The sequence below is a fragment of the Streptomyces sp. VTCC 41912 genome (assembly GCF_045799175.1).
GTDB classification, from domain to species: Bacteria; Actinomycetota; Actinomycetes; order Streptomycetales; family Streptomycetaceae; genus Streptomyces; species Streptomyces albulus_C.
In genome coordinates, this window is the sequence record NZ_JBJMAB010000053.1 from 35,856 (window position 1) to 47,036 (window position 11,181).

The window sequence follows — 11,181 nt, forward strand, 5'->3', positions numbered from 1 at the left end:
ACAGCATCAGCCTCTACACCCGCGCCTGGACTTGGCTGCACGACTCCGCCGTCCACGGACACCCGACACAACCTCATCGCCCGAGCACGCGCCCACCTCAGCCTCACCCGAGCAATTGCCCACAACACCCCAACTGCCGCAGCAATCCGACGCAATCACCCCGCTGACCAGCGCACACGTCCCCTACCGTCAGCGCATGACCGCCTCGGAGACAACAGCGGATCTCCAGGCGGTGCCCGGCAACGCATGGCTGCTCTCGCACAGCCCGGACCCGGCCGAAGCCCGCCGGCTGTGGCGCCACAACCGCTTCGCCCCCGTGTCCGCGACCGCTTGGCGTGTCGCCCAAGGCCGGTGCCTGCGCTCCCTGGAGGCCATTCGCCCCTCCAGCGTGCTGGACTGCTGGGCCCCGTCCTGGTGGACCCCGCCGCCGACGCGGCTCGCCGACGGCGCGCCAGACCACCTCGTCGACATACCGATCCTGACCCTCCGTCCCCCGGCTGGACCCTGGACTGCCCGCCCGTGGACCGGCACTTCGGCGGCTGGTACTGGCTGGAAAGACCCGACAGCTCCAACCGCCTCACCGGCCCCCTCGCGCTGGGCACCCTCTTCAGCCCCGCCGGACGACCTCCTCGCTGCCACGGAGCACCATGACGAAGCCGCCCCCTAGACACTGCCACCATCGACAGCGCAGCGCTCCAGGCGGAACCCGGTCGGCCCACACCCCGCTCGTTCCGCCAGTCCGCGACCGCGCGACCGGCCCGGGACCTCGAAGCCCATGTACGGCGGCTGCTCGCCGAAATCTCCGACCTCGCTCTCGCCATTTCCCGCCACACCACCCACCGGCATGGGGCCGGGCCGCATCAGCGGGAGCCGGCGGCCGAGAGCGTCGCAGTCGGCTTCAGCCAAGGTCGGTGCGAAGGCGCCGCACTCGGGCGTCGGTGGCGTGTCGTGCGGCCGGACCTCGTCGGTTGGCTGCCGGTTTCCGTCGGTGGCCAGGCTGCCCCGCCGAGGCGCTCTACAACTTGCCGCTTCCACGGGGGAAGCCGGCGCCGGCGTTGAGCCCGGCGTAGCACACGGTGCAGTCATGCCCCGAGCCGGCGGCCTCGCCGGGAAGGGGCGTGGAGCAGGGGCGGCCGGCGTTGTCGAAACAGCACGGGGAGGTGGCCCGGCAGTGGGTGGAAGAGCTGCGGGCCGAGCTGAGCGTGCTCACCGTTTCACGGCGGTTTCATCGGCCGCTCTTAACGTCTAGCCCGACGTGTTGGCCACCGCGCGGGCCCTTGCCTGCCACGTGCGGCGAACGGAGGAGCGGAGTCTTCGGTGGACGAATTGCCGCACAAGCTGGTCTCTGGGGCCTTCATGGACGGGCTGATCGCACCCGTGGGGTGGTTGCCCGTGCAGTGCCGCGAGAAGAAGGGGGCGGAGGCGGTCGCGCCGGCTCCGGTCGAGGGCCCCGCGCAGGCGTTGCTGCGCCACCCCCGGCAGGCGGACCGGCCGCTGGCCGTCGAACCGCTCGCCGCTGGCCCGGCACTCCTCGTCCGCACCTTCCTCCGCGCCATGCCGGACGGCTGGACGCTGCGCGCCGACACCGTGCCGGATCCCGCCGCCCGGACCGAGGCGGCGCTGCCGTGACGTCATACCGCCACCGCCCGCAGGGGCAGCCGCCCCCGCCGCCGCTTCCTCCTGCCCCACCCCCGCCTCCCCTTCCGCCCCTGCCGCCTCCTGCCCCGACTTCCCCCAGCCGCACACGTGGGGCACAGGGGCCGGCGGCGGTGCTCGCGGGGGTGGTCACCGCGATCCTCGCTCTCGCCCTTGCCCTCACGTACTGGGGCCCCGGCTCCCCGCCGACCGTCACCGCCTCCCCTTCGGCCAAGCCAGGCCAAGCCCCCCACGGGAACTTCGCCTGGTCGTTGAGCAACGCGGAGACCAGCACCTTCGTGGGCTTGTGGAGCACGTCGTCGTCCGTCGTGCTGGGCAGCAAGTCCGGGCTGACCGCGTACGACGCCGCCACCGGCGACCGGATCTGGTCCTGGCAGCCGCCGGGGGGCGGGCTGTTGTGCAACATGAGCCACAGCACGTCGCGCGGACTCGGGGCGTTCACCTACGGCATGTGGGCCGATACCCCGGGCAGCGAGAGGTGCGATCACCTCCAGACCGTCTCGGCGGCCACCGGCACCCTCGGTTGGACGCGGGCGGTCAGTCTGGTCGCGGACGGCTCCACTGGCTTTCCCGACCGGCTCGGTGGCACCTCACTGTCCATCAGCGGCGACGTGGTGACAGCCCCCTTCGCAGGCTCCCGTACCCATGGCCAGCACGCCACGGATTTGCTCAGCGCCGACGTGCGCACCGGTCGGGTGAAGTGGACGACCGACTTCGGTCCGGGCCCCCTGCAAAGCGGATGCCGCCTCACCGGACAGGCCCAGGCACTGGTAGCCACGGTCTACGCCCTGGCCGAGTGCGGCGACCAGGCCAGGCTGCTGTCCTTTGGTGACGGTTCGCCGACCCGACCGGTCGGGATGCTTGCCTTACCCGGGTGCACCAGCGTCAGGCCCTATACGACAGTGCGTCGAAAGCTCTCGGGCTTCATGACCGTTCGCGGCTCCCGCCTGCTGGTCGGCTGCTACCTGTCGGATCAAGGCGGCGGCCTGCTCTACCTGCTGTCCGCGGGCACGGACCGGCCGGTCCCGCTGGACACGACCGGGGCCGCCACCACCGCCGTGGCCTTCGGCTCCGGGGTCACGTACGAGCCGGCCGACCTCGTGCTGAGCGCGGACACCCTGTACCTGGCCAAGGCCAACGGCCGCTACACCGGCCGCACCGACGGCGTCATAGCGGTCGACCTCGCCACAGGACGCCAGCGCTGGAGCACCACGCTGCCAAGCTCCTCCTCGGTGACCCTGGCGGCACCCACCGACTCCGGTGTGCAGGTGCTGGCCGGTGCGCGAAGCCCCACTTCGCTCTCGCTCCACACCGTGACCGGTGCCCATCAGGTGACCCCTCCGTCGTGGAAGGCCACGTCCTTCGGTGTGGACCCCGACCTCAACCCTCCGCGGGCCGTGCGGGCGGGAGACCACCTCGCCATCGCCTTCCCCGGCTCGTACCGGCCCGGCCAAACAACCCTCGGCGTACTGCCCTTGGAGGCGAGCCATGGCTGACCCGACGTCACAACGGCCCGGCTATCAACGGGCCCCGCACTACCCGCTCCTCCTGGGCTGCGGGGCGACAGCGGCGGTGCTTGCGGTGATCGGCGCAGTGGTGAACTTCGGGGTCAGACCGGAGGCGAAGGTGCCTGTGCCGCCCGGGATGAGTGCGCGTCCGTCCGGTCTGCCGACGAACCACCCCACCAGCCTGCCCACGAACTTCCCCACGAGGCTGCCGACGAACTTCCCGACGAGCCTGCCCACCGGCTTCCCCACCAGCTTTCCGACCGGTCCCCCCAGCCACATCCCGACGAGTCTGCCGAGCTTCCCCACCCAACTCCCTACGGACGTGCCGACCGGTGTTCCGGGCGCCCCCGGGAGGACGTCGTGAGCCAGGCATTTCCTCCAGCCCCGACGGCCGCCGACAGTCGGGACACCCGGATGCGTGCGGTACTGCTCGTCGCCGTGACGCTGTCGGCCGTCTACACCGTCCACGTCATCATCGACATCCTGCGTCCCCACCTCGGATACGAGGAGGGCCATGCGCTGGTCGGCTGGCTGAACCCACCCCTCAAAGGGCAACCCTCCCCGCCGTTCGGCTGGTACAGGGTCTCCTTCTGGTGCTACGTGCTGAGCCTGCCCGCCGCCTCGGCCTTCTGGCTGCTCAGCCGGCGCACCGGGCATCAGCGAACCCACTGGCAGGCAGCGGCAGCCGTGGTCCTACTGCTGCCCTACCCGGTGTGGATGCTGGACACCCTCACCCGGAACATCACCTACCTGCTGCTCTGCCTGCCCAGCACCGCTTACGCCCTCTGGCTGGTCCACCGCATGCAGCGCTTCTCCCGACTCCCCGTGCCGGCCCTGCTGGCCACAGCAGGGTGGGGTGCGGTCGTCGGTGCAGGGTTCGGCGGCTCGATGAACCAGTGGTGGACCGACTACGCCTACAACTACCTCTCACCCGACAATGGCGCCTTGACGCTCGTGGACTTGGCAAGAACCAAGCTCCAGGTGATGTCCGGCAGCGTGGTCTCCGCAGGCGTCTTCGAGGAGCTGGGCAAGGGAGCCGGAGTCGCCATCGCCTTCCTGCTGCTGCGCCGGCACGTCGACAACGTAGTCTCGGGCATCGTCCTGGGGGCGGCCACCGGCGTGGGCTTCAACCTCGTCGAAAGCGCCCAGTACATGGCCTTGCACGACGGCGCGAGCGCCTCCACGCAGTACTTCCTACGCCAGTCACTGGGCCTGATGGCCGCCCACATGGCGTTCACCGCGGCAATAGGCGCGAGCTTCGGCATCGCACGGCAGCTGCGGGACAAGCGGACCCGCCGGATCGCCATCAGCTGCGGCTTCGGCATCGCCATCGCCGCCCACTTCGCCAACGACGTCTTCATCAGCGCCTACAGCCGGGGCAAACAAGAATGGTTCGACCCGAGCCCCACCGTCGACCTCCTGGTCCTCACCCCCCTCGCGTTCTTGGTGCTGCAAGGCCCGTTGGTCCTGCTCTACCTGCTGCTGCTCCGACGGGGTACACGCGACCAAGCCGCCGCCCTCGCCGTCGAACTCGCCGCCGAGGCAGCCACCGGATACGGAGCGGTGACCCAAGACGACGTCCCGGTGCTGCTCCACCCGGCACGCCGCTTCTACCTCCGGCTGAAGGCGCTGCGCCACGGCGGCATCACCGCCTACCAGCACCTCGGCCGGCTCCACCAAGCCCAACTCCGCCTCGGCATGGCCCGCTGGCACCGCAGCCGAGCCGAATACGACCCCACCACACCCGACGAACACACACTCCGCCAGCACGTCATCAGCGTCCAACACCAACCCTGCCCGTCCACGACCTCCCCGCGCCGACCCCAGGCGGTGACATGACCACACGCACGCTCTTGAGGTGCGTCACAGCGTTGTCCGGCGTCCTGTTCGCGTTCCTCTTCTTGCTGCCAGTGCCCGCCTCCGCCGCCTGCGCCGACGTCAGCTACGACAACGATGGCGGAAACGCGAAACAACTGCCCACACCCAAACCGCCCGCGGGTGATCCGTGCGGCAAACAAGCCAAGACCGGTGCGGGCACGGTCGCCGCCGGAGCGGCCGCTGTCACTGCGGCTGCTGCCGCGGCCAGTGCTGTCCGTGGGCGGACGGCAGGCCCAGTAGCCCAGCCGACCCCGTCGTATGCCAAGCCGCTGGACACCCTGGGACGGGCCACGGGGGTCGAGACAACGGTCAGCCGCGGAATGCTGGACGCTGGAACCAAGGCATCACGGCGCATCAAACCACCAGGATGGCAGGGGGAAGCAGCTGGGCACACTCGAGGTCATCTCCTTGCCAGAAGTCTGGGAGGAGACGGCCGCTCGCCCGCCAACATCGTGATCATGTATGACACGGCCAACAACGAAGTCATGGAGAAGCTGGAAGAACGTATCTACGAAACCGTCAGAGATCACGGCAGTGTCGAGTACTCCGCGACCCCGGTATACCGCCAGCCGAACGACCAGGTGCCCGCGGGGGTCCATATAAAGGCCACCGGCCCCGGCTTGGACATAGACCAGACCATCATCAACAAGAGGTAGTCAAACGTGACCGATCTCGACCTTCTGGCCTCCCTGCCTTACACAGGTGACAACGAGCCTGTGCTCAACGACTGGGCACGCGCGGAGAAGAGCCTTCACACAACCTTTCCACCGCCCTTCAAGAAGTTCCTCAATACCTTCGGCGGCGCGAAGTTCGACGACTTTCTGCGTGTCTACCGCGCCGGGGCCGACAACGAAAACGCCGACCTGATCGCTCGAACCCTGGCCGCCCGGCACACCCTGACAGAGACCCGCCCTCACCTCCACCGTCTCCTCGAAGACCGAGGGACCAGCACCGCCGAGGTGATCCGGTGGGGCGGTACCGACAATGCCGACATGCTTCTGCTCATCCCCCACCCCGACCCCGATCGGTGGGCGGTCCTCACCGTGATCGGGCGAGGCCCCGAATACGATCTGTACGAGGGCCCCCCCGAGAGCTACTTGCTGGGCGTCCTGCGCGGCAGGCTGATGAGCCAGGTGTTCCCCGACGACTTCCCTGACGAAGAACCCACCGTCCAATACAGTCCCTGGATTTGAGCCAGATTCCTGAGCTTCGAGTGCAGTGAGCCGCATCGGCCGGCGAGCGCGGGCTGCGGGCGATCCCGGCCTGTTCGCCGCGCCTGCGCGGTCTTGGGAGGCGAGGTCTTGGGCTCGGGTCTACCCCCAGTGGAGGCGATGCCTGATGCCGAGGATCTTGAGGGTTTCTCTGGCCGGAGCAGCAACGGCCCGTGCTGCGGGAGTGGTTGAAGCGCAGGCCCTTGCCTCGATCGAGCGGCCACGGCTGGACACGATCTATCCCATGACGGCAACGCTCCGACCCGTCAACATCCACCGACCAATGCATAACCCACCCGGCCTGCCGCGAAGTCGCCCATGCAAGCTTCATCGCCGCGGCCACGCTCCGATCACCTTGTGGTGTGCCGCACGCGACGTTGCGGCCTTCACGGCCGCACGCCATCCGACAGGAGGAACAGTGCCGAAAGCCTTGAAAGTCACTCTGCGGGTTCTCGCCGCAGTTGGCCTGGTCGCCGCCACATTCGGTGGTTTGGTGATACTGCATAACCCGGATGCCGTACCCATGTGCGACGGCAGGGAGATGCATCCCGGCCAGACTTGCGTCACCGTCAGGCCCGGACAGATATCGGCGACCAGCGACGACCGCTGGAGCTATGAACGAAGCAAGCAGAGCATGGAGACCTCGCTGACCATCGACAAATTCCTGGTGGGCATCGGCGGCGTCGTGTTCCTCGGAGCCGTCATCACGCTCCGTGTCAAGGCATCAGAGAGGAGCCGGGAGTAGGTGGGGATGACCCCTGCCGAAGCTCTTGAAGGGCTCTCTGTCGCAAAACTCAGCCGCGACAATCCAATAGCCCCGTGGACGCGCCGCGGACGGTCAGCACGTTCAGCGGCGGCGGGGACTGGGTGTGCGCCGCGGTGGTCGACGGGGCCGGCCATCACGAGGCGGTCGTCGCCTGCGCCGCCATCGTGATGATCGCCCACACCGACACCTAGGGGACGCAGAACCCGCTGCACGGTCCCAGCCACAGCGGACCGCAACCGCGGTCGGTCCAGTTGCAGTAATACGGTGAGGCGTAACACGTCGTATCGCAGCTTCCCGTCCCTGCGCACTGGGAATTGCAGTCGAGTACCTGAATGCTCTGGTCGCTCCGAGGCGCCACGCTCTGCGTATCTGCAGGGCCCAACGTCATGAGAACCGCCTGCGCCCCGCTCTCGCCGAACGCCGCCACAGCCGCCGTCTCCAGCCCTTGTAGGGCTGTTCCCTGCCGGCGCCCCGCGATGATCTGAGGTGCCAGCCGCGTCGCGTCGTCCAGGACGGCGGACTGCTCGGCCGACAGACCGGGGTGTGTCTTGCGGTAGTTCGCGAAGTGCGCCACCCACAGATCACTCTGAGCCGAAGCGGACAGCGCGCCGTAAATTGCGCGCCGATAGTCCGCGGGGTAGGAGGCGAACTCGGAATAGCCGGAGGGAAGTCGGTCGTGGTTGGCCTTCACCCATCGTGATGCCTTACTGCCCTTGGCGCGGGACACAGCCTGCGCGGGTGAGACTGCCAGGCCGCCGGTGACCAGGAACGTTCCCAAGGCCAGCCCCGGGACGGCCCGGAGGACTCCTCGGCGGCTCGGGGAACGCAGCACATCGAGGTCGCGGAGGGCGCGCACCACCCGCAGTGAGTGCGACGGCCCCAGCAGCCGCGCCAGGCGCAAGGACAGTGCGGTCCCAGTCCAGGCCCGCACCTGGTCGCCGTCGACTGCCAACAGGGTCGGGGCCCACTCGGCCCCTTCCCCCAGGGCACGCGCGCGCAGGCCGCGAATACGGGGTTCCGTGAGCCCTGCGGTGGTCAACGTTTCATCGACGGACCCACGAACCCGCTCTACCACTTCTTTACAGAACCGGCAGTCGGTGTCGAATGCCAATACCCACTCGGTCACGATCCTCACCCCATGTTTGTGTGGCAACCCGCCCCATGGTGCCCGTCCGGTGTGGGTTTTCACGCCGAGCCGTAGCACGCTGTTCTGAACTCTTGTGCGCTTTGGGCCTGTCCGAGGGGAGATTATTTACCGAGGCGTCTGGAAGCGTCAATCATTTCGACGAGAATCGAGACGTTGCGCAATCACAGGACACGCTTACGCCAGGAGCACCTCCGTAGCCAATGCGCATGGACAAACTCGGTTTACGCATGAGTGATGACCGCGTTTCGTTTGGATCACCGAGCGGACCAGAGGTAGATGCCTGCGATGTGGAGTCCGGCCAGGTAGATGGATGGGGTCTTCTCGTAGCGGGTAGCGATGCCTTGCCACTGCTTCAGGCGGTTGATGCACCGCTCGACGGTGTTGCGCTGCGTGTAGATCCTGCGGTTCAAGGCCGGTGGCCTGCCGCCCCGGCTGCCCGGACGCAGCCGGTGGCCCCGCTGGTCAGCGGGGACGGCGATCACGGCCCAGATGCCGCGCTCGCGCAAATGCTCACGGACCGTGCGGGAGGAGTATGCCTCGTCGGCCAGTGCCACTTCGGGCCTGGTGCGGGGCCGGCCACGGTGTCGTGGAACGCGCAGTCGGGCGAGTGGCTGTGAGTGTGGCCGGCGGGTCGGTGCTGCGGATGCGCGGCTGCACGCCCGGCTGGTTGTCCTGGTGTCTGCCGCCTGCCCGCCGGAGCGGGCCGCCAGTCGTCTCAGCAGTGGGCAGGGGCGGTGCTTGGCCCCGCGCCGTTGCCAGCAGGGGGAGCAGGTCCTGCCCCCGGCGCCGGCCGGCTCGACGGCATGGTGGAGCCGCTCGCGTTCTGGCAGCGGGTAACGGACCGGCTCCCGGTGCTGTGACTGAGACGCTGCTGGTCGGCCCGGGCGGCCGACGCCTCGTCATGCCCTGCTGGCGGCCACGGCCGGATCGGCGACCTGGCCGACCCCCGGACGGAGCTGGCCGCCGGCCCCGGCAGTGGGGCGGCCGCCTCCCGCAGTCGGGTTCGCCGTCACCCGCCGGCTGTGACCGCGTCACCACCGGTGCGGACGCCCGGACAGATCCATGCCGCGAATGCCCGGGTCCAGCCACCGCTTGTAACCGCGGGCGTCGAGCCACTTGAGGTCCTCGCTGCGGATCGCCCGCGGGGCATCGAAGTCGTCGAAGGGGGTGGTGACGCTCTAGGATCCCAGGCACCTGTTCGCGGAAGGTGTGGCGGCAGCCGTGAGTGGGGCACACCAGACGCCGCACCCGCGCAGGACCGCTACCCGTCGTTCATCGACCGGCACGTCGACCACTGTCCGTCAGCGATAGCCGTGCACGCGTTCCGACGAAGCCCACCACCGGACAGACCGAGAAGCCCTGCGGAGTTCGCGCCCTCACCACGATCCGCTCACACTCGCCGACCACGCCCCCGATGACCAGCGGAGACAGACCAGAAAACTCCGTCTGCACAAGCTCGTTGACATCCATCACACCGATGTTAAGGTCCCTCACGACTCTCCGTCACCACTGAAAGGGAGACAGGACCGTTCTACTTACAGTCCCTTCCTGGGGTCCTCGTTGGTTCTCGCGGTGGCACCCAGGTTTTCAAGGTGCTGCCTTGACCGTTCAGATGCAAGGAAGGTGTGCCGGTGGCCGAGGCGAGACTGCGGCTCATCGCGGGTGGGGCTGTCCTGCAAGAACCCTGTCGACGTACCCGGGGCAGTTCCAGGCCGCGTGCGTCGACGCGTTCGTCGCCTCGTGGCGGGCCCGCGGGTTCAGCCCGGTGACCATCGACAACGACATCGGGCTGCTGGAGCGGGCCCTGGCCGTGTTGAGACGGCCCGGACGTAGCTGGTGCGGGTGCCGGCTGTGATGCGGCCGTTGGCTTCCAGGAACGTCATCCGGTTGAGGTAGTTCTCGATGTCCGCCCGCCCCAGGGCCGCTGTGTCCGTGCCGTGGTCCTGGCGGCGTCGAGACTGCGCGACAGGAAGGCCAGGGACGTCAGGTGCTGGCGGGCATGGGAGGACGTGCTGCGGGAGCGTACCCGGGCCAGGGTGTCGCGGGACCAGCGTTCGCGGTCTCCTTCAGCCAGGGCCGGCGGACGGCGGTGAAGTCCACCGAGCCGCGGTGCCCGACGGCCACGTCTGCCGCACCTGCCACGACAAGGCCCTCCGAGTGTGTGGATGCTGCCCCGGCTGCGGCATCGACCGCACACTTCCCGGCCTGCGGCCCGGCGACCGATCTGCCCGGCCTGCGCAGGCTTCACCACCTCCCACCAGTGCTCCCGATGCGGCTTCGAGGGCAAACTGCACGGCCAACGGTGGTGCACGCGATGCACCTTCGCCGACCGGCTTGCCGAGCTCCTGGACGACGGCACCGGCCGCATTCGCCCCGAGCTCATCCCATTGGCCGACTCGCTCCTCACCATGGACAACCCGCTGTCCGGCTTGACCTGGCTCTACACGCGCAAGGGACGCACCGGATCCGCAGGCGACTTGCTGCGTCGGCTCGGCCGCGGAGACAGCGAGCTCACCCACGAGGCATTCCATACCCTCCAGCCCTGGCGAGCCGCCTCCCACCTGCGCGAGCTCCTCATGAACTGCGGCATCCTGCCTGTTGTCGACAAGCAGATCTGCTTGTTCGAACGATGGCTCGTCGACCACCTCGCCGACATCACCGATCCCGAGAGCGGCCTGCCGGACGCCACGGCTGCGACATGAGACGGCACCGGGGGTATGGCGGCCAGGCCCGCGTACGATCCAGCCCCTTTCGGGGGCGCCGCGTCGCGGATGACACGAACACCGGAGAAAAAGAGGAGGAGTAGGGGAGCCATGGGGGAGAGCGCGCCGGTGGATGAGGACATTCAGGATGCGCTGGACTGGGCACGGCAGCGCCTTGAGGAGATGGGTGTCTTCACGACGCAGGACGGACTGCGGTGGGCGGCGGCTCACGAGCCACTACTGAGGCTTGATATTGGGGTTGACGGCCCGTCTGGTGGTGCTATCCCACGGATATGGAGGAGATGGGGCTGAC

12 protein-coding genes are annotated in these 11,181 nt (G+C 68.7%); 8 read left to right on the forward strand and 4 right to left on the reverse strand.

What is annotated here, in order from left to right; genetic code table 11:
• Positions 1-1,317: 1,317 nt before the first annotated feature.
• Both ACJ6WD_RS37955 and ACJ6WD_RS37960 read left to right on the forward strand, forming a co-directional pair.
• Positions 1,318-1,629 (forward strand): hypothetical protein, encoded by a 312-nt coding sequence (locus ACJ6WD_RS37955; protein ID WP_407617525.1) that lies wholly within the window; start codon positions 1,318-1,320, stop codon positions 1,627-1,629.
• Positions 1,630-1,769: 140 nt separating this feature from the next.
• Positions 1,770-3,152 (forward strand): hypothetical protein, encoded by a 1,383-nt coding sequence (locus ACJ6WD_RS37960; protein WP_407617526.1) that lies wholly within the window; start codon positions 1,770-1,772, stop codon positions 3,150-3,152.
• A gap of 39 nt (positions 3,153-3,191) precedes the next feature.
• Here ACJ6WD_RS37960 and ACJ6WD_RS37965 read toward each other — a convergent pair whose 3' ends face one another.
• Entirely contained in the window at positions 3,192-3,470 is a 279-nt protein-coding gene (locus ACJ6WD_RS37965) for a hypothetical protein (protein WP_407617527.1), read from the reverse strand.
• 54 nt (positions 3,471-3,524) lie between these two features.
• On the opposite strand from ACJ6WD_RS37965, the gene ACJ6WD_RS37970 reads away from it, so the two are divergent.
• The 5 genes from ACJ6WD_RS37970 (at position 3,525) to ACJ6WD_RS37990 (ending at position 7,210) form a co-directional block, all read left to right on the forward strand.
• Positions 3,525-5,003, forward strand: coding sequence for a PrsW family intramembrane metalloprotease (locus tag ACJ6WD_RS37970; RefSeq protein ID WP_407617528.1), 1,479 nt, complete (start codon positions 3,525-3,527; stop codon positions 5,001-5,003).
• Complete coding sequence (locus tag ACJ6WD_RS37975) at positions 5,000-5,698, forward strand: DNA/RNA non-specific endonuclease (RefSeq protein ID WP_233661714.1); 699 nt, start codon at positions 5,000-5,002, stop codon at positions 5,696-5,698. Before ACJ6WD_RS37970 ends, ACJ6WD_RS37975 begins: the two co-directional genes overlap by 4 nt.
• Before the next feature lie 6 nt (positions 5,699-5,704).
• Positions 5,705-6,235 (forward strand): hypothetical protein, encoded by a 531-nt coding sequence (locus tag ACJ6WD_RS37980; RefSeq protein ID WP_407617529.1) that lies wholly within the window; start codon positions 5,705-5,707, stop codon positions 6,233-6,235.
• A 202-nt stretch (positions 6,236-6,437) separates the two neighbouring features.
• Positions 6,438-6,998: a hypothetical protein gene (locus ACJ6WD_RS37985; RefSeq protein WP_407617530.1), complete on the forward strand. Its 561-nt coding sequence runs from the start codon at positions 6,438-6,440 to the stop codon at positions 6,996-6,998.
• 74 nt (positions 6,999-7,072) lie between these two features.
• A complete protein-coding gene (locus tag ACJ6WD_RS37990) occupies positions 7,073-7,210 on the forward strand; it encodes a hypothetical protein (RefSeq protein ID WP_407617531.1) in 138 nt (45 codons plus the stop codon).
• On the opposite strand, the gene ACJ6WD_RS37995 is transcribed toward ACJ6WD_RS37990, so the two are convergent.
• The 3 genes from ACJ6WD_RS37995 to ACJ6WD_RS38005 all read right to left on the reverse strand — a co-directional run bounded on the left by ACJ6WD_RS37995 (position 7,207) and on the right by ACJ6WD_RS38005 (position 9,636).
• Positions 7,207-8,145 (reverse strand): bacteriocin fulvocin C-related protein, encoded by a 939-nt coding sequence (locus ACJ6WD_RS37995; RefSeq protein ID WP_331247360.1) that lies wholly within the window; start codon positions 8,143-8,145, stop codon positions 7,207-7,209. The genes ACJ6WD_RS37990 and ACJ6WD_RS37995 overlap by 4 nt on opposite strands.
• Before the next feature lie 275 nt (positions 8,146-8,420).
• Entirely contained in the window at positions 8,421-8,996 is a 576-nt protein-coding gene (locus ACJ6WD_RS38000) for a transposase (protein WP_407617533.1), read from the reverse strand.
• Positions 8,997-9,438: 442 nt separating this feature from the next.
• The gene (locus ACJ6WD_RS38005) at positions 9,439-9,636 is read right to left on the reverse strand and encodes a hypothetical protein (RefSeq protein ID WP_376436521.1); all 198 of its coding nucleotides are present in this window, start codon (positions 9,634-9,636) and stop codon (positions 9,439-9,441) included.
• A 695-nt stretch (positions 9,637-10,331) separates the two neighbouring features.
• Between ACJ6WD_RS38005 and ACJ6WD_RS38010 the strand changes: the two genes are divergently transcribed.
• On the forward strand, positions 10,332-10,868 hold the full coding sequence (locus ACJ6WD_RS38010; protein ID WP_407617532.1) for a hypothetical protein: 537 nt from the start codon (positions 10,332-10,334) through the stop codon (positions 10,866-10,868).
• The last annotated feature ends 313 nt before the right edge of the window (positions 10,869-11,181 follow it).